17 protein-coding genes and 1 pseudogene are annotated in these 20157 nt (G+C 70.9%); 5 read left to right on the top strand and 13 right to left on the bottom strand.

Features of this window, described 5'->3' with window-relative positions:
- The first annotated feature begins 28 nt into the window (after positions 1–28).
- Positions 29–1843 carry a serine/threonine-protein kinase gene (locus F8566_RS38195; protein ID WP_151567108.1) on the top strand — a complete coding sequence of 605 codons (1815 nt, stop codon included), beginning with the start codon at positions 29–31 and terminating at the stop codon, positions 1841–1843.
- A 75-nt stretch (positions 1844–1918) separates the two neighbouring features.
- Here the strand turns inward: F8566_RS38195 and F8566_RS38190 are convergent, their stop codons facing one another.
- The 8 genes and pseudogenes from F8566_RS38190 to F8566_RS38160 form a co-directional block, all read right to left on the bottom strand.
- A complete protein-coding gene (locus F8566_RS38190; RefSeq protein ID WP_151567106.1) occupies positions 1919–2869 on the bottom strand; it encodes an electron transfer flavoprotein subunit alpha/FixB family protein in 951 nt (316 codons plus the stop codon).
- A 22-nt stretch (positions 2870–2891) separates the two neighbouring features.
- Complete coding sequence (locus tag F8566_RS38185) at positions 2892–3671, bottom strand: electron transfer flavoprotein subunit beta/FixA family protein (RefSeq protein ID WP_151567104.1); 780 nt, start codon at positions 3669–3671, stop codon at positions 2892–2894.
- 211 nt (positions 3672–3882) lie between these two features.
- Complete coding sequence (locus tag F8566_RS51840) at positions 3883–4335, bottom strand: hypothetical protein (protein ID WP_225993903.1); 453 nt, start codon at positions 4333–4335, stop codon at positions 3883–3885.
- 504 nt (positions 4336–4839) lie between these two features.
- A pseudogene (locus F8566_RS53150) lies at positions 4840–5274 on the bottom strand (protein kinase domain-containing protein); the annotation flags it as partial.
- A gap of 21 nt (positions 5275–5295) precedes the next feature.
- Positions 5296–7164: a serine/threonine-protein kinase gene (locus tag F8566_RS38175; RefSeq protein ID WP_151567100.1), complete on the bottom strand. Its 1869-nt coding sequence runs from the start codon at positions 7162–7164 to the stop codon at positions 5296–5298.
- 40 nt (positions 7165–7204) lie between these two features.
- Entirely contained in the window at positions 7205–8047 is an 843-nt protein-coding gene (locus F8566_RS38170; protein ID WP_151567098.1) for a serine/threonine-protein kinase, read from the bottom strand.
- A 99-nt stretch (positions 8048–8146) separates the two neighbouring features.
- On the bottom strand, positions 8147–9106 hold the full coding sequence (locus tag F8566_RS38165; protein ID WP_151567096.1) for an acyl-ACP desaturase: 960 nt from the start codon (positions 9104–9106) through the stop codon (positions 8147–8149).
- 245 nt (positions 9107–9351) lie between these two features.
- The gene (locus tag F8566_RS38160) at positions 9352–10119 is read right to left on the bottom strand and encodes an SDR family NAD(P)-dependent oxidoreductase (protein WP_151567094.1); all 768 of its coding nucleotides are present in this window, start codon (positions 10117–10119) and stop codon (positions 9352–9354) included.
- 100 nt (positions 10120–10219) lie between these two features.
- Between F8566_RS38160 and F8566_RS38155 the strand changes: the two genes are divergently transcribed.
- Complete coding sequence (locus F8566_RS38155) at positions 10220–11614, top strand: sugar porter family MFS transporter (protein ID WP_225993883.1); 1395 nt, start codon at positions 10220–10222, stop codon at positions 11612–11614.
- A 24-nt stretch (positions 11615–11638) separates the two neighbouring features.
- On the opposite strand, the gene F8566_RS38150 is transcribed toward F8566_RS38155, so the two are convergent.
- Positions 11639–12325 (bottom strand): NADPH-dependent F420 reductase, encoded by a 687-nt coding sequence (locus F8566_RS38150; protein WP_225993882.1) that lies wholly within the window; start codon positions 12323–12325, stop codon positions 11639–11641.
- A gap of 94 nt (positions 12326–12419) precedes the next feature.
- On the opposite strand from F8566_RS38150, the gene F8566_RS38145 reads away from it, so the two are divergent.
- Entirely contained in the window at positions 12420–12812 is a 393-nt protein-coding gene (locus F8566_RS38145; protein ID WP_225993881.1) for a winged helix-turn-helix transcriptional regulator, read from the top strand.
- Here F8566_RS38145 and F8566_RS38140 read toward each other — a convergent pair.
- Complete coding sequence (locus tag F8566_RS38140) at positions 12799–13581, bottom strand: enoyl-CoA hydratase/isomerase family protein (protein WP_151567350.1); 783 nt, start codon at positions 13579–13581, stop codon at positions 12799–12801. The genes F8566_RS38145 and F8566_RS38140 overlap by 14 nt on opposite strands.
- Before the next feature lie 116 nt (positions 13582–13697).
- Here F8566_RS38140 and F8566_RS38135 point away from each other — a divergent pair, with 116 nt between their 5' ends.
- Entirely contained in the window at positions 13698–16730 is a 3033-nt protein-coding gene (locus F8566_RS38135; protein ID WP_151567090.1) for a DEAD/DEAH box helicase, read from the top strand.
- A gap of 41 nt (positions 16731–16771) precedes the next feature.
- On the opposite strand, the gene F8566_RS38130 is transcribed toward F8566_RS38135, so the two are convergent.
- Complete coding sequence (locus F8566_RS38130) at positions 16772–17977, bottom strand: RNA-guided endonuclease InsQ/TnpB family protein (RefSeq protein ID WP_151567088.1); 1206 nt, start codon at positions 17975–17977, stop codon at positions 16772–16774.
- Between the two features lie 194 nt (positions 17978–18171).
- On the opposite strand from F8566_RS38130, the gene F8566_RS38125 reads away from it, so the two are divergent.
- Complete coding sequence (locus tag F8566_RS38125; protein ID WP_151567086.1) at positions 18172–18984, top strand: SWIM zinc finger family protein; 813 nt, start codon at positions 18172–18174, stop codon at positions 18982–18984.
- Here F8566_RS38125 and F8566_RS38120 read toward each other — a convergent pair.
- Positions 18975–19817: a M55 family metallopeptidase gene (locus tag F8566_RS38120; RefSeq protein WP_151567084.1), complete on the bottom strand. Its 843-nt coding sequence runs from the start codon at positions 19815–19817 to the stop codon at positions 18975–18977. The genes F8566_RS38125 and F8566_RS38120 overlap by 10 nt on opposite strands.
- A 46-nt stretch (positions 19818–19863) precedes the next feature.
- Positions 19864–20070, bottom strand: coding sequence for a DUF5957 family protein (locus tag F8566_RS38115; protein WP_151567082.1), 207 nt, complete (start codon positions 20068–20070; stop codon positions 19864–19866).
- Between the last annotated feature and the right edge of the window lie 87 nt (positions 20071–20157).

The following is a 20157-nucleotide window of genomic DNA, read 5'->3' as shown; positions in this document are numbered from 1 at the left end:
GGGGCTATGGCGGCGAGGGGTGTGCGGGATGGGCACGTGGCAGGTTCCGGGCTACAGCGAGGTGCGGGTCCTCGGGGAGGGCGCGCAGGGGCGCGTCGTGCTCGCACGGCATGACGCGTCCGGCGCGCCCGCCGCGATCAAATACCTGTCGGAACGGCTGTGTGAGGACGCGCGGTTCCGGGAGCGGTTCCGGGGTGAGGCCGACCTGCTGCGCCGCGTACGCAACCCGTACATCGCCCAGATGTGGGGGCTGGTGGAGGCACCCGAAGGCGCGGCCATCGTCATGGAGGCCGTGGACGGCGCGTCGCTCAAGGAGGTCCTCGCGCGGCAGGGAGCCCTGACGCCCGAGGCGTCCTTGACGGTCCTCAAGGGGTCGCTGCTGGGCTTGGCGGCCGCGCACGAGGTGGGCGTCGTGCACCGCGACTACAAGCCGGCGAACGTGATCGTACGCGGGGACGGGCTGAGCAAGCTCATCGACTTCGGCATCGCGGTGGACGCGGGCGAGGCCGGCCGTTCGGGCACCCCGGTCTACATGGCGCCGGAACAGTGGCGTGCCGAGCCCGCCTCCCCCGCCACCGACGTCTACGCGGCGACGTGCGTCTTCTTCGAGTGCGTGACCGGGCGGCGGCCGTTCACCGCCGAGGACCAGCGGGCGCTCATGAACCTGCACCTGACCGGGGAGATCCCGGTCGAGGCTGTGCCCGAGCCGCTGCGCCCGCTGGTCTCCAGCGGCCTGGCCAAGGACCCGTGGGGACGGCCCGCGGGAGCCGCCGCGTTCGTGTCCGAACTGGAGAGCGCCGCGGCCGCCGCGTACGGGCTGGACTGGGAGGGACGCGGCGTACGCGCCCTCGCCGGAGCCGCCGCCGCGCTCGCCATGATCTTCCCGCTCGCCGCCCTCGGGATGGCCCCCGCCGGATCCGGTGCGGCCGGAGCCGCCGGGACCGCTGGAGCCGCAGGGGCGAGCGGAGCCGCCGGGACCGCCGGAGCCGGCAGCGGCACGGTCGGTGCCGCAGGCGCCGCGGGCGGCAAGGGTGTCCTTGGCGTCGTCGGGGCCAAGGGCGCGACCGCCATCGCCGGAGCGCTCGTCGTCACCGGTGTGGCAGGCGGCGCCGGGTACTACGCGGCCACCGGGGACGACAAGCCGCGTCCGGCTCCGACCCCGTCGCTGAGCTTCGCGCTCGCGGCCCACCGGACGTCCCTCGGCAACCCACCCCTCCAGGGCACCGGCCAGATCGTCCAGGTCAAGGGCGGCTCGAACGCGGCGCTCGTCAAGCGGATCAACGACGCGCTGCTGGCGCCGGTGAACAGCCGCGAGGCCGAGTACCGCAGGGCCATGACCACGTTCAACGCCACCGCGTCGGCCGCGTCCGTCAAGGCGGCCATCCGGCTGAGCGGCCCCCGCTACGTCTCGGTCCGCTACGACTTCGAGCTGCGTTCCAAGGAGATCACGCACGCGAGCTGGAACCGGGCCCGCACCGTCACGGTGGACCTCAAGACCGGGACCACGTTCAAGAACGCGGCGGAGATGGTCACGCCGGCGGGCCTCACCGGCACCGGCGTCGCCGGCTTCTCGGATCTGGTCATGAAGGCCGACGCGAGCCGGACCTGCCTGTCGTCCATGCGCTACGGCCCCGCCGACTTCCGGAACGAGGCTGTGATCTTCGCGCTGTGGCCGAAGGAACTCGAGGTCATCGTGGATGCCCCCGCCACCACCGCAGCCCGCGAAATGGCCTGCGGCCAGAACTCGGTCAAGATCCCGTACGACAGGCTCACCACGTTCCTCAAACCCGAGGTGCTGGCCGCCATCCCGTACAAACCGGCCCCCGCCCCCACCCGCTCCTGACCCGCCGAGGCCGAAGCAGGACGCCCCGCCGCCCGCGGGTGCGGGTGGCGGGGCGTCCGGAGTCGATCGCGGCGCCTACCTGCGCTTGTTGATCTCCTCGGTGAGCTGCGGGGCGACCTGGAAGAGGTCGCCCACGACGCCGTAGTCCACGAGCTCGAAGATCGGGGCCTCGGAGTCCTTGTTGATCGCGATGATCGTCTTCGAGGTCTGCATGCCGGCCCGGTGCTGGATGGCCCCGGAGATGCCGACCGCAATGTAGAGCTGCGGCGACACCGTCTTGCCGGTCTGGCCGACCTGGAAGGAGTGCGGGTACCAGCCGGCGTCGGTCGCGGCGCGGGACGCGCCCACCGCCGCGCCGAGCGAGTCGGCCAGATCCTCAATGATCTTGAAGTTCTCCGCACCGCCGACACCGCGCCCACCGGAGACGACGATCGCCGCCTCGGTGAGGTCGGGGCGCTCGCCCTTCTCCTGGACGACCTTCTCAGTGATCTTGGCGGCCTTGTCGGCGTCCGACAGGGTCACCGACACCGCCTCCTCCGCGCCGGCGGCCGGGGCGGCCTCGGGAGCGATGGAGTTGGGGCGGACGGCCACGATCGGCGTACCGGTCTTGACCTTGGCGTGCGCGATGATGCCGCCACCGAAGATCGAGTGCTCGGCGACGGCGCCCTCGGCGACGTCCACCACGTCGGTCAGCACGCCGGAACCGGTCTTCACCGCGAGGCGGCCGGCCACCTCCTTGCCCTCGGCCGTCGCGGAGACGAGCACCGCGGCCGGGGACTTGTCGGCGACCAGCTGGGCCAGCAGGGCGGCCTTCGGAGCCACCACGTACGAGGTCAGCTCCTCGTCGGCGGCCACGTAGATCTTGGCCGCGCCGTACTCGGCCAGCTTGTCCTTGGCGCCGTCGGCACCCGGACCGATCCATACCGCAGCGGGCTCGCCCAGCCGTCGCGCGGCCGTGAGCAGCTCGAGCGTGACCTTCTTGACTTCGCCGTCGACGTGGTCGACGAGGACGAGAATCTCAGCCATTGTTCGTAATCCCCTTCCTCGCTCAGACGAACTTCTTCGACGCGAGGAACTCGGCGATCTTCGCGCCGCCGTCGCCCTCGTCGGTGACGATCTGCCCCTGGGCCCGGGGCGGGGCCTCGGCGAAGTCGACGACCTCGGTGGCGGCGTTCGCCAGGCCGACCTGCGCGGCGTCGATACCCGCGTCGGCGATGCCGATCGTGTCGACCGGCTTCTTCTTGGCCGCCATGATCCCCTTGAACGAGGGGTAGCGCGGCTCGTTGATCTTCTCCACCACGCTGACGACCGCGGGCAGGCTCGCCTCGACCTTGTCGAAGCCGTAGTCGGTCTGCCGCTGGATCTTGATGGCGGAGCCGTCGATCTCGACCTTGTTGGCCAGCGACAGCTGCGGCACGCCCAGCCGCTCGGCGAGCATCGCGGCGAGCACGCCGGTCCGCGCGTCGGTCGACTCGGAGCCCAGCACGACCAGGTCGAAGCCGGTGCGTCCCAGCGCCTGCTGGATGGCGTACGAGGTCTGCAGGGCGTCGGAGCCCGCCAGCGCCTCGTCGACCAGGTGCACGGCCTTGTCGGCACCCATGGCCAGCGCCTTGCGGATCGAGTCGGTCGCCTTGTCGGGGCCCATGGTGAGGACGGTCACCTCGCCACCCTGGGCCTCCTTGATACGCAGCGCCTCTTCGATGGCGTACTCGTCAAGTTCGTTGATCACACCGTCCGCGGCGGCACGGTCGAGCGTGCTGTCATCGGACTTCAGCTTGCGCGGGCTCTCCGTATCGGGAACCTGCTTCACCAGGACGACGATGTTCATGGCCGGTGGCCGACCTCCCTGCTATCAGTTGGCCGCTGGGGCAGCGGACAGAGGGGCGCCGCCCAGGGCGGGTCGACGCGGGCTGATGCTCACAGCCTGCCAAACACCCGAACGTGCTTCGGCTCCGGGTCCCTGATTCAGCCGTGCACCCCTTATATTACCGGGCAGTAACCTGCTGGCAAATCCCGGCCCTGAGACATTCCGCACTGACCTACATCCTGGTCTGCAACTGGCTGACCGCACTCTCCAGCGAGCTCTGCAACCCGTACATCGGCGCGAAGCTCGGCGTCAGCGAGATGGCGCCCACCACCGCGAGGAACGCCACGATCCCCAGGGAGACACCACCCGCCGCGATGGCCCGCGGCGTCCCGGCGATCCCGGCCACCAGCCGCTCCAGCCCCCGCCGCGGCCCGGAGACCCCGGGCGCCGCCCACAGACCCGCCACCCCGGCCCCGACTCCCAAGGCACACGCCCCGAGCGGGTCGATCTCAATCCCCACAGCCGAGACCGACGCCAGCCCCAACGTCACCACCAGCGCGAACGCACCGGCATAGGGCAGCGTGGCAGCGGTCCTGCCCACCGCCATGGCCCACCCCCGCCCGGCAACCCCGCGCAGCAGCACGACCGCAGCCACCGACGCCACAGCCCCCACCACCGGCAGCATCACAGCAATCCCCGCCGCAGCAACGACCACCAACGCCGCCAACAACCGAGCCCAAGCCTGAACGACCCAGGCCCCAACCGTCACATCCGGTGTAAATACACCAGCAGGCACTGCAGCACTACCCACCGTAGCGACACGACCGGCTTTGAGTGCACTGCCCGGCGTAGCCTCACGAGTTGCCATCGCAGCACCGCCGTGCGGAGCTGCAACATCCGTCGAAAGCACACCCTCCGCCGTGGCAGTACCACTCGGCATGACCGCACTGCCTTGCGTGGCAGTGGCAGCACCGCCCGGCGTGGACACACCTGGCGCGGACGCGCTGGGTGGGGTGGGCGCGCTGGGTGTGGATGTGGCTGCGTGACTCGTGGAGGTTAGGGCTTCTATTAGGGCGGTTAGGTGGATTGATTCGGCTTTGGCGGCTTCCAGCAGGGGTTGGAATGGGGGTGGGATGTTGCCGGCTGCGGCGTGGCTTACCAGGGCGGCCCAGGCTTGAATGTCGCTGGTCGGAGTGGCTGCCAGGGCGAAGTCGATGATGACTGGGGAGCCGTCTACCACCAGGACGTCCTGGGGGCGGAGGGCTCGGTGGGTCAGGCCTGACTCGTGGATGGCGGCCAGGGCTTTGGCCAGGTCCAGGGCCAGGCGGTTGAGGGCTTGGCCGGTCAGGGGGCCTTCCTCGGCTGTGAATCTGTCCAGGGGGCGGCCCGGGACGAAGCGGGAGACTATGTAGGGGCGGGCGGCTTCGGGGTCGCCGTCCAGGACGTCGACCACGTAGGGACTGCGGACGGCGCGCATGCGGTCCAGGTCGGAGCGGAGGCGGTCGCGGGACTCGTCGGGGAGCAGGCGGATCGCCACGTCCTTGCCGGTGGGCCCTGCGGCACGGTGGGTGTCGGCGCCCAGGCGGGACAGGAGGCGGTAGGGGCCGATGGTTTGCTCACTCATCGGCTCGCCACCCTATCGGCGTCAGACGAACGGCAGCCCGCTGAGAAGGTCGCGGACGTCGGCGCGGAGGTCTTCGAGGCTCTGGCTCATCCCGTTCAGCGGCGTGGTGTCGGGCTGCTCCTGCTGCGACAGGATCACCAGCACCGCGGCGAAGAGCCCGAGTATGAGGGCGCCGGCGACGGCGGCTTCCGTGCGGGGCAGGATGGCGCCCCAGAGGCGGGCCATCTGGCGCCGCGGCGCGCCGCTGCCGGGCGCGAGGCAGAGCAGAACGATGACGAGCATGGCCGTGTAGGCGATGGCCCGTGAGGCCGTCATGGTGTCGTTCGCGAACATCAGGACGCCCAGAACGATCAGCCCCGCGAGGGCCGCCAGTCCCCCGAGGAGGGCGGTGACCATCAGGGCTCCTGGCAGGTGCAGCGGCGACTTGAGTGTTGCTGCGAGCACGTCGCCGGAACGCGGACCGCGCCGGGTGCGCTTGCCTTCCATGCCCTTGGCGGCCTTGTCGCCCGCGCGTAGGACGAGGACGCCGACGGTGGTGACGGCCATGGCCAGGAGCGGCGCGATGTGGGCGAAGCCCAGCAGGGCTACCAGGACGATGAGGCTGAGCAGGCGGTACCAGCCGTACGGCTTGCGCTTTTCTGCGGCGGGCGGGCGTTCGGCCGGGCGTTCGGGCGGCCGCTCAGTGGCGCGCGGTTGTGTGCCGCGGTCGTAGAGGGCGGGCGGCTGTTCGGGGCGTGGGTGTGTACCGCCGTTGTAAGGGGCGGGTGGCTGTTCGGGGCGTGGCTGCAGGCCACCGCGGCGTGGGCGTTGCGCGTAGGCGTTGGGCTGCTCGAACGGGCCAGGGGCCGGGGGCGGTACGGGTGGTGGGGCGGCCGGTGGCAGCTGGCCTACGAAGTCCTTGGGCTGCTGCGCCGGGACCGGCGCGGGGGGCGGCGCAGGTGCCGGGGGCGGCGTCGCAGGCTCCGGGGTGGGGCCCGTCGCGGGCATGGCGAACTGCCGCGCGTGGTCGGTCGGCTGCTCCACCGGCTGCGAGGTGTCCGGGCGCGTGTAATGCTCGTCCACCCGGGTCTGGTCGGTGATCGTCGCCTCGAGATGGATGCGTCGGGTCAGCTGGACCAGGGTGACCGCGGTGGGGCGTTCGGCCGGGTGGCGGGCCATCGCGGACCGGACGACCGGGTAGAGCGCCTCGGGCATGCCGTCCAGGTCCGGTGTGCCCTGCATGATCTTGTAGAAGATCGACTCGAACGTGCCGGAGCCGAACGGGGGGCGGCCGGTCGCGGCGTAGGCCAGCGTGCCCGCCCAGGCGTGCACGTCGGAGGCGGGCCCGGCGTCCTCACCCTCGATGATCTCCGGCGCGAGGTAGCCGGGGGTGCCGATGACCATGCCGGTGGCGGTCAGCCGGGTGGCGTCCGCGCCCTGCGCGATGCCGAAGTCGATCACGACCGGCTCGCTGTCGACCAGCATGACGTTGCCGGGCTTGAGGTCGCGGTGCACGATGCCGGCGCCGTGGATGGCCGACAGGGCCGCGGCCAGGCCCGTCGCCAGGCGCTGGAGCGCCTGGCCGAAGATCGGGCCGTTCTCCTCGACGATCTCTTCCAGGGTGCGGCCCGGGACGTACTGGGTCACGATGTAGGGCTGGTCGGCCGTGACGTCGGCGTCGAGGATCTCCGCGACGTGCGGGCTGTGCACCCGCCGCATCGAGTCGACCTCGCGGGCCAGCCGCCGGCGGGCCGTGGCGTCACCGGCGACCTGCGGTCGCAGCACCTTGATGGCCACGTTGCGCCCCTCGGGGTCGGCGCCGAGGTACACGACGCCCATGCCGCCTTCCCCCAAGGTCTGGAGCACGCGATAGTGGCCGATCCTGTCCCCGGACGTGACAACCCCCTTCATCGTTTACGAAACCCTACCGCCGAGTGGATCTGGCGGGGCGTCATGCCGCGACCCTGTCGAAGACCCGCGCCGGGCCGCGTGCGGAGGTGCCCGTGCTCCACTGGGCGAGGCTTCCGGCGAACCAGCGGGCCGTCGGGCGCGCGGCCGGATCGCGCCGCAGCGCGAGGCGCAGCAGCGACGCGATGGGCTCGGGCGCGCCGTCGAGGTCGGCCTTGCCGCGCAGGATGCGGAAGCAGACGCCGTGCAGCGTGCCGCGGCCGAACGGGTGACGCCCGGTCGCCGCGTACGCCACCGTCGCCGCCCACGAGAAGACGTCGGAGGCCGTCGAGGCGCGCTGCCCCTCGATCAGTTCGGGCGCGAGGTAGGCGGGCGTGCCGATGACCATCCCGGGCTGGGTGATCCGGCTCGCCCCCGTCTCGTGCGCGATCCCGAAGTCGATCAGGGTGGGCCGGTCGCCCATCACGATGACGTTCCCGGGCGAGACGTCCCGGTGCAGGACCCCCGCGTCGTGCACCGCCGCCACGCCGAGCGCCAGCGTCCGCGCGAACCGCAGCAGCCGTGCGCCGCGCAGCGGCCCGTACGCCTCGATGAGATCGCCCAGCGGCAGTCCCGGCACGTACTGGACCACGACGTACGGCCGCTCATCCGCGATGCCCGCGTCCAGCAGGCGCGCCACGTACGGGCTGTCGACCCTGCCCTGCGCCGCGATCTCGCGGGCCAGCCGGGCACGTGCCTCCGGCTCCCCCGCGAAGTCGTCGGTCAGCTCCTTGATCGCCACCTCGCGGCCGGCCGGGTCGATGCCCAGATGGACGACGGCCGTGCTCCCCCGGCCGATCTCGTCCAGCAACCGATACCCGCCCAGCCGCCGCCGATGTGTCCCCATACACCCTATGACGCCAAGAACGGGGTACTCGTTCCGAACGAGACCAGCCCGTTATGGATCTTTGCCGAACGGGCCGCGGCCCCGGTCAGGCCCGGCCGGTCAGCGCCCGGCTTCCGCCTTGGCCGCCTGGCGGGCGCGGCGCTCCTCACGGCGGGTCTCGAACTTGGTCGCCGCGGCGTCGAGGTCGTCCAGGAACTCGCCGAGCTCCTCGCGGGCCTTCTCGCCCTCGTCGGACAGCCCCTCCAGCTCGAAGACGCCGAGCTTGCGCAGCACCGGCCGCAGCACGTCGTCGTGGTGGAGCCGCAGGTCGTAGATGCCCGCGTTGGCGATGATCACGGACTTGCGCAGGAAGCCCTCAATGCCGGCCCCGGGCATCTGGAACGCCTTGACGACCTCGGTGATCGCCTGCATGGTCTCGTTCGGCGCGATCTCCAGGGCACCGCCGAGCAGGTTCCGGTAGAAGATCATGTGGAGGTTCTCGTCGGCCGCCACCCGGGTGAGCATCTGCTCGCAGACGGGGTCGCCGGAGGCCTTGCCGGTGTTGCGGTGCGCGACGCGGGTGGCCAGCTCCTGGAACGAGACGTACGCCACACCGTGAAGGAACGCGTTGCCGTGCGTGGCCTCGTATCCCTCCTCCATGTGCTTCATCCGGGCCCGCTCCAGCGCGATCGGGTCGACCGCGCGCGTCACCGTGAGGTAGTCGCGGATGACGATGCCGTGCCGGTTCTCCTCGGCGGTCCAGCGGTTGACCCAGTAGCCCCACGCCCCCTCGCGGCCGAACACGTCGGCGATCGCGCGGTGGTAACCGGGCAGGTTGTCCTCGGTGAGCAGGTTGACGATCAGCGACTCGCGCGCCTCGGTGCTCAGCTTGGAGTCCTCGGGCGTCCATCCCGTACCGCCGAGAGGCCCGTCGAAGTCCGTGCCCTGGCCCCACGGCACGTACTGGTGCGGGAACCACTCCTTGGCCATGGACAGGTGACGGTCGACCTCCTTCTCGACCAGACCCTCGAGTTCGAGCATCAGGCCGGTCTGGAACTTCTCCTCGGGTGATGCGGGCATGCCTGCTTCCTTCGCTGGACGACGTGGTGGATATGCCGTGCGACGCGCCGTGTCAGAGGCACGGTGGAGCCCAGCAGGGGCGCACAACTTACGAAACCGTAGGTTCGATGTTCGCCTTCAGGGATGACCGCCGTCAAGTCACCCCTGTCACAACCAACGCAGGTGAATTGTTGTAGGTATACGGACATACCGCTTGTCATCCAGCGACAGAAAGCGTGCGAATCAGCGCGCAAAAACAAACTTCGTCACTGCGTGTCAGCCGCCTGTCGCCACATGCGGTTGGCGGCGGCCCTCAGCAACGGTCTCGGCACGAGCTTCAACGCGGGCAGCACGGCCTTGTACTGGAGCCCTGGAACGCACAGGGCCCGGCCCGCCGAAACCGCGTCGAGCCCCGCTCGCGCCACGTCTTCCCGGCGCAGCCAAAGCAGGTTCGCCTCGGCCTCTTCGGTCGTACGCGTGAACCCCGGGCAGAGCGCCGTCACGTGCACGCCCTTGGCAGCCACTTCGGCGTGCAGGCTTTCGGAGAACGAGGCGACGTACGCCTTGGTCGCGCCGTACACCGCGCTCCCCGGGGACGGCGCGAACCCCGCCATCGACGCCACGTTCAGCACCCCGCCCCGGCGCCGCCCGATCATGCCGGGCAGCACCGCGTGCGTGAGCCGCATCAGCGCCGTCACGTTCAGCTCGACCTCGGCGATCTGGTCGTCCATGGGCAGCTCGGCGAACGGCCCGAACGCACCGTACCCGGCGTTGTTGATCAGCAGCTCGACCGGATCGGCGCGCAGGCGTTCCTCGACCTCGCCGCGCTGGGCGGGGTCGGTCAGGTCGGCGGCCAGCACCTCCACGCCCACCCGGTACCGCTCGACCAGATCCCGGGCCAGCCCGTCCAGCAGCTCCGCCCGGCGCGCCACGATCACCAGGTCGGTGCCGCGACCGGCGAGAAGGCGCGCGAAACTCTCGCCGATGCCGCTGGACGCGCCGGTGACCAGCGCCGTTCGGTATGCGTGCCGCATGGCGCGAGATCGTATCGACCCGCGCCGCCGTTTGACCGGATAAGCCACGGGTAGCCCGGCACTTATCTCAATGACCCGGCACTCATCTCAGGGAGGAGACGTGCCAGGCTACGTACGAGAGGCGTCTCGTAACCCGTTCGTACTCAAGATCTCGATGCTCGCGGCACTGGGCGGGCTGCTGTTCGGATACGACACCGGCGTCATCTCCGGGGCGCTCCTCTACATCAAGGACGACCTGGACGCGGGCTCGCTCGCCCAGTCCTGGATCGTCGCCGGGCTCCTCGCCGGGGCCGTCGTCGGCGCGCTCGCGGGCGGCCGGCTGGCAGACCTGATCAGCCGCCGCTGGACGCTGCTGATCGCGGGGATCATCTACGTCGCCGGCGCGCTCGCCGCGGCGCTCGCCCAGACCTCGGGCCAGCTGGTCACCGCGCGCGTCGTGCTGGGCCTGGCGGTCGGCGCCGCCTCCGCCGTGGTGCCGCTCTACATCGCCGAGCACACACCGCCCCGCATCCGCGGCGGGACGGTCTCGTACAACCAGCTGATGATCACCATCGGCATCCTCGTCGCGTACCTGGTCAACTTCGCGCTGCGGAACGTGGACGGCGGCTGGCGCTGGATGCTCGGCCTCGGCGCGACGCCCGGCGTGGTGCTGGTGTTCAGCATGCTGTTCGTGCCCTACAGCCCGCGCTGGCTCATGCAACGAGGGCGGCGTGCCGAAGCGCGCCGCGTCCTGGCCCGCACCCGCCGCGGCGAGGACGTCGACGCCGAGCTCGACGAGATCGAGAGCGTCGTCGCGCAGGAGCACCGCACGGGCTTCCGCGACCTGCTCCGGCCGGGCCTGAGGCCGATGCTGGTGGTCGGCATCGGCCTCGCGGTCATCCAGCAGGTCGTCGGCGTCAACACGGTCGTCTACTTCTCACCGACGATCCTGACCTACACCGGCCTGGAGGCGTCCGACGCGATCGCACAGGCCCTGACCGTCGGGATCACGAACGTCGTCTTCACGGTGGTGGCGGTGCTCCTGCTCGACCGGGTGGGCCGCCGCACCCTGCTGATCATCGGTACGGCCGGGCTCACCGTCGCGCTCGCCCTGCTCGCCGCCTTCTTCGGCCTCGGCTGGCAGGACAGCGCACCCTGGGTGGCGCTGGTGGCCCTGCTGGTCTACATCGCCGCGTTCGCCATCGGGCTGGGCCCGGTGTTCTGGCTGATGATCTCCGAGATCTTCCCGCTGGCCGTCCGCGGACGCGCGATCGCCGTCTGCAGCCTCTTCAACTGGGCTGCCAACTTCCTGGTGTCGTACTACTTCCTCCAGCTCATCGACGCCATCGGGCGCGCCTCGACCTTCTGGTTGTACGCGGGCCTCTCCGTCCTCGGGATCGTGTTCTTCATCGCCAAGGTCCCCGAGACCCGCAACCGCACGCTCGAAGAGATCGAACGCGACCTGGCGCCGTCCACCGCGCGCCCGGCCACCCCGCACAAGCCACGCCCCGCCTGACCAAGCCACATCTCGCCTAACCGTTCAGACCTGACCGTTCAGACCTTGACCGTTCAGGGGTTCGGGCTCACCGCCGGCGTGGGCGAGCGGCGGGATCATCGTGGCGGGATCCGCGCCCGACGCGTACAGGCCGACGACGAACGCCGCGGTGGCCTCCAGCTGTCCCGCACGGCTAAGGCCACCGCCCGGCAGCGGCTCGCAGCCCAGATCGCGGACGAGCCGTTCGACGGAGTCAACGGCCTCGCCGTCGTCGCCACAGATCGGCACGCCGAGCGGGTGGCCGTCGAAGGCAGGCGGCGTCATGCGCCACACGCTCTCGTGGCACAGGTTGAACGCCTTGACCACGCGCGCGCCCGACGCCTCGGCGATGAGCTGCGCCCCCGATGGCCCGTCGCCGGTCATCAACGCGAACGTCGAGTCTCCCCAGACGTTGGTGCAGTCGATGAGGACCCGTCCAGCGAGATCGACCTGCCGGACCACGTCGAGCGCTCCCGCGTACCAGACGGCCAGGAGCACGACTTCACCGAAGCCGGCTGCTTCCTCAAGGGTTCCGCTCCGCGCGCCGATCCGTTCCGCCAGCGCGGTGGCCTTCTCGGGTGAACGCGCCCCGACCATGACCTCGTGCCCGGCGCGCACCCACTGGCCGCCGAGAGCCTCGGCCATGTTGCCCGCGCCCAGAATGCCTATCCGCATCATCGCCTCCGAGTCCATTACCTTCGAAGTCCATCACCTTTCGAAGGTCCATTGCCTTCGATCCGGCGTACCGTTCGATCTGGACGTTAGGCGTTCCGTTAGGCACCGCCAGGTGCGCATCGGAAGGGGCATCCTGATGGCCGAGGCCATGCGGAGCACAGAAGATCACTATCTCGCCGACTGCCAGGCGCGGCTCGGGTTCGACCTGCTCTCCGGGGCGTGGACGAGCGTGGTGCTGTACGCGCTGAGCGAGGGCCCGCGCCGCCCCGGTGAGCTGCGCGACGAGATCGGCGGGATCAGCCAGAAGGTCCTCACCGAGACCCTTCGCAGGCTGGAGGCCAACGGCCTGGTCGTCCGGCACCGCTATGCCGAGGCCCCGCCCCGGGTCGAGTACGAGCTGACCGCCCCGGGCCGGGGCCTGCTGGAGCCGATCAGCGCCCTCGGACGCTGGTCCGCCCGCTACGCCGACGAGGTCCTGGCCGCACAGGAGCTCAGCGGCCGGTGAACTTGGCCTTGCCGGGCCCCTCCTCGATGAAGCTCGTCATGCCGTCGCGCTGATCGTCGGTGGCCCACAGCGCCGAGAACTGCACACGCTCGATCTCCAGGCCCGTCTGCAAGTCGACCTCCAGCCCGGCGTCGATGGCCTGCTTGGCGGCGCGCAGGGCCAGCGCGGGGCCGCCGACGAACGTGGCCGCCCACTTCCTGGCGGCGGCATGGACGTCCTCATCCGGCACGACCCGGTCGACCAGGCCGATCGCCAGCGCCTCGTCCGCCTTCACATGCCGGCCGGAGAAGATCAGGTCCTTCGCCTTGGCGGGGCCGACCAGCCGGGTGAGCCGCTGCGTTCCGCCCGCGCCGGGGATGATGCCGAGCTGGATCTCGGGCTGGCCGAGCTTGGCGCCCTCACCCGCCACCCGGAAGTCGGCGGTCAGCGCGACCTCCAGGCCGCCGCCCAGCGCGTATCCCGTGATCGCGGCGATGACCGGCTTCGGGATGGCCGCGAGCTCCTTGGTGAACTCCTGCAGCAGCCGCGACGGGGCACCCGACATCCCGGCGTACGAGAGCTCGGCCATCTCCTTGATGTCCGCCCCTGCCGCGAACACCCGTTCGCCGCCGTAAAGGATCACTGCGGCCACGGTCTCGTCCGCCGTCACCTGCCGGGCCGCCTCGATCAGCTCCCGCTGCACCTGCGCGTTGAGGGCGTTCATCTTCGGCCGGTCCAGCCGGATCGTCCCGATCCCGTCCTCGATCTCGACCCGTACGAACTCGCCCACCACGACCTCCTGCCATCGCACCAGCCAGACGGCCCCGAGCCTAACGCGGTCGCGCTGTCGGACCACGCTGGTACCTTCGGGGACCGGCAGTCACATCTCTACCGGGGACAACGTCCATGCTCGTCGCGCACGCCACCTGGCACGGTGGGGCCCTGTGCCTGTGGGCTGAACGCACCGGTCCGCACGAGCTCGACCATGAGGTGCATCCGTTCGCCACCCGCGATTTCACCGGCACCTCGTACGAGCCGCTCGTCAAGGGCGCGTCCCGGGTCGAGCTGCGGATGGCGCTCCCCACCCACGGAGATCACCCGCTGCCCTCCGCCGAGCTCGGTCCCGAGCCGTTCGAGGGTGAGCCGGAGCTGCGCGAGTGGCGCGTGCCCGCCCTCGTCCTGGAGCCGTTCCCCGCGATGGCGCTGCTCCAGGCGGCCGAGCACGCCGGAGACGTCGTCCCCGGCACCGACCTGCGCTTCCTGTGCCTGCTCGCCGACGAGGCGGTGCACCTGACCGGGCGCGGCCTCGTCCTGCCCGCCCTGCTTCGCGAGGACGGCGACCTGGTGGCGCGCTGGCGCCCGGTCATCGACGACCCCGCGCGCTTCCGCGATCTGGTCCGCGCGATGCCCGCCGCCTGCCGCGCCGCCGACGGCGGGCGGCCCGCGGCCCAGGTGCTGCGCGAGGCGCTGTCCGGCCTCATCGACACCACGGTCCGCGGACTGGTCCCCCATCCCCTCCTGCCGCCGCGCAAAGGCAAGGTCCCCGACCGCATCCCCCTCGCCGAACGCTGGTTCCAGGCCCTCACCGGCCCCGACGCCACCGTTGCCCGCGAGCCCCGCGACAACGCCGACGAGCTGATCGCCGAGCTGGAGGCCTGGGCGGCCGCCGCACGCCGCCCGTCCGGTCCCCTCCGCGTCTGCTTCCGCCTGGCCGAGCCCGGCGCCGAGGAGTTCACCAAGGAATTCGAGCCACCCGAAACCACCGGAGAGCCCGAACGAACCGAAGAGCCAGACGCCTGGCGAGTGGAGTTCGCCCTCCAGGGCACGGACGACCCCAGCCTCTACGTTCCCGCCTCGCTCATCTGGGCAGGAGAGGCCACCCTGGTCGAGAACGCCGACGAGACCTTGCTCGCCGGTCTCGGCCGGGCCCTCCGCCTCTTCCCCGACCTGGCCCCGGCACTCGACTCCCCGGTGCCCGCCGAGCTGATCCTCGACACCGCGGGCGCTTTCCGCTTCCTGCGCACCGCCGCCCCGTTGCTCGCCGCCGCCGACTTCGGCGTCCTCCTCCCCCAGTGGGCGGGCAAGGCCAAACTCGGGATGAAGCTGACCACCCGCACCGAGGAGGGCGAGGGCTCGGGCGCCGCCGCCTCCTCCGGCTTCGACCTCCGCGGCATGGTCAGCTTCCGCTGGGACCTGGCCATCGGCGACGAGAGCATTGACGAGGACGAGCTGGCCGAGCTCGCCCGTCTCAAGACCCCCCTCGTCCGCCTGCGCGGCCAATGGGTCGAGCTGGACGAGGAGCAGCTTGAGGCCGCTCTCGACTTCCTCCGCCACCCCCGCCAGGGCCGTATGACGGCCGCCCAAGCGATGCAGGCCGTCATCCACGCGGGTGAGGAGCACCTCCCCCTGGTCGAGGTGGACGCCGACGGCACCTTCGGCGACCTCCTCTCAGGCGAGGCCGACCGCCGCCTGACCCCCCTCGCCACCCCCGAAGACCTGGACGCGCGCCTGCGCCCCTACCAGGAACGCGGCCTGGCATGGCTGGCGTTCATGGACGAGCTGGGCCTGGGCGCGCTGCTCGCGGACGACATGGGGCTGGGCAAAACGATCTCCATCCTGTCGCTGCTCGTGCACGAGCGGGAGAACGGCGCGGCACCGGGGCCGACGCTGGCGATCCTGCCGATGTCGCTGGTGGGCAACTGGCAGCGCGAGGCGGCCAAGTTCACGCCCAAGCTGAGGGTCTACGTGCATCACGGCACCGGGCGGCATCGCGACGAGGAGCTCGTCGAGGCGGTGCGGCGGGCCGATCTCGTGCTGACCACGTACGGCACGGCGGCGCGCGACGCGGAGATGCTCGCCGGGATCGAGTGGGGGCGGGTCGTCTGCGACGAGGCGCAGGCGCTCAAGAACAGCGGCACCCGGCAGGCCCGGGCGGTGCGGAGCATTCCGGCGCGGAGCAGGATCGCGCTGACCGGGACGCCGGTGGAGAACCACCTCACCGAGCTGTGGTCGATCATGGAGTTCGCCAACCCCGGTCTGCTCGGGCCGCGGGCGGCCTTCCGGGAGCGGTTCGCGGTGCCGGTCGAACGGGACGGGGACGAGCAGGCGGCGCTGGCCCTCAAGCGCGCGACCCAGCCGTTCATCCTGCGCAGGCTCAAGACCGACAAGTCGATCATCTCGGATCTGCCGGACAAGCAGGAGATCAAGCTCTACTGCAACCTGACGACCGAGCAGGCCTCGCTCTACCAGGCGACGGTCGACGACATGCTCGCGCAGATCGCCGAGGCGGACGACAAGCAGCGGCGCGGGCTGGTGCTGGCGACGATGGCCAAGCTCAAGCAGGTCTGCAACCATCCGGCGCACCTGCTCAAGGACGGCTCGCGGCTGCAGGGGCGGTCGGGCAAGCTGGAACGGCTCGAAGAGATCTGCGAAGAGGTGCTGGAGCAGGGCGAGAAGGCGCTGGTCTTCACGCAGTACGCGGAGTTCGGGTCGATGTTGCAGCCCTATCTGGCGTCGCGGCTCGACCGGCCGGTGTTGTGGCTGCACGGCGGGACGTCCAAGCAGCAGCGCGACGAGCTCGTCCAGCATTTCCAGGATGACCCGGAGCCCGCGATCTTCCTGCTGTCGCTCAAGGCCGCCGGAACGGGGCTGACGCTGACCGCGGCCAACCATGTCGTGCACGTCGACCGCTGGTGGAATCCCGCCGTCGAGGATCAGGCGACCGACCGCGCGTTCCGGATCGGGCAGACCAGGAACGTGCAGGTCCGCAAGTTCATCTGCGTCGGCACGATGGAGGAGCGCATCGACGAGATGATCGAGCGCAAGAAGGCTCTCGCCGAGTCGATCGTGGGCACCGGCGAAGACTGGCTGACCGAGCTGTCGGTCGCCGAGCTGCGCGACGTGCTGCGGCTGTCCCCGGAGGCGGTGAGCGACTGGTGACTCCACCCACGCGTGAACGCGCGGGTTTCCCGTGTCGTCGGCTAGGCGGCGGCGCGGAGGGCCAGCCCGGCCCTGGTGGCGATGTTGAGCGCGGCCACGTGGTCGGCGTGGCCGGTGTGCCCGCACGCTGTGCAGGCGAAGCGTTCGCGGTCGCGGTTCTCCTTGGCGACATGCCCGCAGGAAGGGCAGGTGCGGGAGGTGTTGGCGGGGATCACGGGGATCAGCTCTCGACCGGCGCATTCTGCCTTGTGCGTGAGGATTCCCAGGAACACCCCCCAACCCGCGTCCAGGATGCTTCGGTTCAACCCGGCCTTGGCGGCGGCGCCGTTAGGTTCGTATCCGCCGTGGCCGTCGGGCCGGGGGGCGGGTCTGCGGGTCATGTTGGTGATCGCCAATTGTTCGTGGGCGATACGGTCGGCGGACCGGACCAGGTGCAGGGCGGTCTTGTGGGCGTGGTCGAGGCGCTGCCGCCGGATCTTGGCGTGCAGCCGCACGACCCGGCGTACGGCGGCCCGGTGGGTTTTGGAGCGGTCGCGGGCCCGGCACCGCCTGGGGAAGACGTCCAGGGCGCGCTGGGCGGCTGCCAGGTCGTCCTCGGCGGTGCGCAGGTGGCGCGGGTTGGGGACGTGCTCGCCGTCGCTGGCGGTGAGGAAGCGGGTGACCCCCAGGTCGATACCGATGTCACGGCCGGTGACGGGCAGCGACCGGGCGGGGACGTCGTCGCAGGACACGATCACGTACCAACGGCATCCCTCCCGCTTGATACTGATCGTCTTCACCCGGCCCTGGATCGGCCGGTGCTGGTGCACCCGCACATGCCCGACACCCTGCAACCGCACACGGGTGACACGGTCATGCGGGACCGAGTCCCAACGGCAGCCGTCGCCGTCCTTGGGGAACTCGACCGTGTCGAACCGGGACCGGGACCGGAAACGCGGATAGCCGGGCTTGTCACCGGCCTTGACCCGGCGGAAGAACGCCTCGAACGCCCGGTTCAGCCGCCGCAAGGTGGCCTGCTGCGAGGAGAACGACCACCGGCCCTGACCGTCGGGGTCGAACGCCCGGATCTCCTTGAGCTGCGCGGACTGGTCGCCGTACCGGACACGTGTCTGCGAGCAGTGGGCGTAGGCGCCCCGACGTTCCTGCAACGCCGCGTTGTACAGCGTGCCGTGGTCTGCCAGCATCGCCGCCAACGACCCGGCCTGACGGCCCGTGGGACGCAGCAGGAACTTGAACGACCTGCGCACAGTTCGCCCTGCTCCCCTCACGACCGCAGGGCCGAAGGTGACGACCCGTACTCGAACAGACACACGAACAGTAACGCGTCCGACACCCGGTGCGCACTCAAACTGCACACCAGCCCAGCCGTGCTCCGCGCCGGAAGCAGGGAAGCGATTCCTTCCACACCCCAAGGCGCGGGTGCCCTCACAAGAAGGTTCTGATGGACTTCTCCGAGTACGGCCCGCCGATCCCGGTCGAGGACGGCATCAAGGCCAGGTCGCGGCGCGGTTCGATCGGTGCCGAATGGTGGTCGCGGCGGTTCATCGACCTGGTCGAGTCGTTCGCCGACACCGGCCGGTTGCAGCGGGGGCGCGCGTATGCCCGGAAGGGCCAGGTCATCGATCTGAAGGTGCTGCCGTACGAGGTGACCGCGCGGGTGCAGGGCTCGCGCGAGGAGCCGTACGAGGTGGCGCTGGGCATCGACGCCATCGACGACCCGGACTGGCGGGCCATCGAGGCCGAGCTGGGTTCGCGCGCGGTCTTCCGGGCCCGGTTGCTGGCAGGTGAGATGCCGCCGGAGATCGAGTGGGTGTTCGCCGAGTTCGGACTCTGCCTCTTCCCGGAGTCGGCGGACGACCTGCACCTGATGTGCAGCTGCCCGGACTGGGGCGACCCGTGCAAGCACGCCGCCGCCGTGCTCTACCTCCTGGCCGAGGCGTTCGACGACGATCCGTTCCTCATCCTGGCGTGGAACGGGCGCACCAAGGACCAGCTGCTCGCCGCCCTGCGCCGGAGCAACGCGACCGAGCCCGACCCGTTCGAGGCCGAGGAGGACGAGCCGCTGACCGCCGCCGGCTTCTGGACGCCGCCGTCCGGCCTGGCCCGCCTGCGTGATCGCCGGCCCGCTCCCCCGGTGCCGCCCGGCTTCATCCTCCAGGTGGCGACGCCTCCGCCGGTACGGATCCGCCGCCGTGACCTGGTCGACGTCCTCGCCCCCGCCTACGACGCGCTGGCGCCCGACGATCAGCCGTAGTGGAGGCCGGCGCAGCCGACCTCACCGGCGATGGTGGCCCAGACGCCGAGAAGGCCGACGACCTCCCCGTAGTCGCCCGTCGTGAACTCGGTCATCCGCGGCCCGGCCAGCTTGACGCCGGGGACGATCGAGCACGAGTGGGCGATCGAGGTCGAGATCCAGTCGACGCCGAGGGTGTACGGCGCGGGCACCGTGTAGGGGCTGGCACGGTCCAGCCCGGCCAGCGCCCGGCACGTCGCGTCATAGATCATCTGCTGGGCGCGGGCCGGCGGGATCAGCTCCGCCGCGTACCGGCCGCAGCCCTTCTTCACCGCGACGGTCGTGACGTCGCCGAGGACCTCGCGCGCCTCGGCGCAGGCGGCGGCGTCGCCCGCGACCATGACCACCGGGACGCCCAGCGAGCCCGCGTACGCGGCCATCAGGCGGATCTCTCCGGCGACCTCGCCGTTGAGGTAGAGGTCGCGGATCTCCGATCCCATCCACGTGTGGTTGAGCACGCCGTCCGGCGTCCCGGCGCGCGCGTGGTAGCCGACGTAGAGCGCGGCGTCGAATGTCGAGTCGAGGCCCTCGCCCATGCGCATCGGCTTGTACGGGCCGCGGATCAGCGCGCAGCGCTCATCGATCAGGTCGGCGCGAAGGTTCTTGCCCGAACTGTGCGCATCGGTGACGACGACCGTGGTGGCGCCGCTGTCGAACGCGCCGCGGATCGCGGCGTTCGCGTCGCCCGTCATCAGCTCGCAGCCACGCTCGTAGCCAGGGCCCCCGGCGCGCATCTCCTCGGGATCGGTCAGTCCCGAGATCCCCTCCATGTCGACCGAAACGAAGACCTTCATGGTGCGATGGTGCCACGGCCGCACGGGCATCGCTGTTCGCGCTGGATCACTGTTCGCGCTGGACCCGGCGGTCGATGAAGGGGCCCGCGACGGCTCCGGCGACGGCCAGGAGGGGCGGGAAGATCGCGACCACCTTGAGCCAGCCGGGGCCGTCCAGCAGGAAGTGACCGGCGGCGCCGATGAGGACTTCCAGGGCGAATCCGGCGAAGAGGCCTGCGATCAGGCCCAGGAGGACCGCTGCGACCGTTCTCATCGTTCGTTCTCCGTTGGCTTGCGGAAGGGACGAACCGATTGTGTACGGACGGTGGCGGGCCGCGGATCATGCGTGAGAAGACAATCT

Source organism: Actinomadura rudentiformis (assembly GCF_008923185.1).
Lineage (GTDB): Bacteria > Actinomycetota > Actinomycetes > Streptosporangiales > Streptosporangiaceae > Spirillospora > Spirillospora rudentiformis.
This window is presented reverse-complemented; position numbering and strand designations above follow the sequence as displayed.

Excerpts from the sequence above, each read along its gene's own strand:
- F8566_RS38195 (WP_151567108.1), top strand. The coding sequence starts at position 29 with ATGGGCACGTGGCAGGTTCCGGGCTACAGCGAGGTGCGGGTCCTCGGG.
- F8566_RS38190 (WP_151567106.1), bottom strand. The coding sequence starts at position 2,869 with ATGGCTGAGATTCTCGTCCTCGTCGACCACGTCGACGGCGAAGTCAAG.
- F8566_RS38185 (WP_151567104.1), bottom strand. The coding sequence starts at position 3,671 with ATGAACATCGTCGTCCTGGTGAAGCAGGTTCCCGATACGGAGAGCCCG.
- F8566_RS51840 (WP_225993903.1), bottom strand. The coding sequence starts at position 4,335 with ATGCTGCCGGTGGTGGGGGCTGTGGCGTCGGTGGCTGCGGTCGTGCTG.
- F8566_RS38175 (WP_151567100.1), bottom strand. The coding sequence starts at position 7,164 with ATGAAGGGGGTTGTCACGTCCGGGGACAGGATCGGCCACTATCGCGTG.
- F8566_RS38170 (WP_151567098.1), bottom strand. The coding sequence starts at position 8,047 with ATGGGGACACATCGGCGGCGGCTGGGCGGGTATCGGTTGCTGGACGAG.
- F8566_RS38165 (WP_151567096.1), bottom strand. The coding sequence starts at position 9,106 with ATGCCCGCATCACCCGAGGAGAAGTTCCAGACCGGCCTGATGCTCGAA.
- F8566_RS38160 (WP_151567094.1), bottom strand. The coding sequence starts at position 10,119 with ATGCGGCACGCATACCGAACGGCGCTGGTCACCGGCGCGTCCAGCGGC.
- F8566_RS38150 (WP_225993882.1), bottom strand. The coding sequence starts at position 12,325 with ATGGACTCGGAGGCGATGATGCGGATAGGCATTCTGGGCGCGGGCAAC.
- F8566_RS38135 (WP_151567090.1), top strand. The coding sequence starts at position 13,698 with ATGCTCGTCGCGCACGCCACCTGGCACGGTGGGGCCCTGTGCCTGTGG.
- F8566_RS38125 (WP_151567086.1), top strand. The coding sequence starts at position 18,172 with ATGGACTTCTCCGAGTACGGCCCGCCGATCCCGGTCGAGGACGGCATC.
- F8566_RS38120 (WP_151567084.1), bottom strand. The coding sequence starts at position 19,817 with ATGAAGGTCTTCGTTTCGGTCGACATGGAGGGGATCTCGGGACTGACC.
- F8566_RS38115 (WP_151567082.1), bottom strand. The coding sequence starts at position 20,070 with ATGAGAACGGTCGCAGCGGTCCTCCTGGGCCTGATCGCAGGCCTCTTC.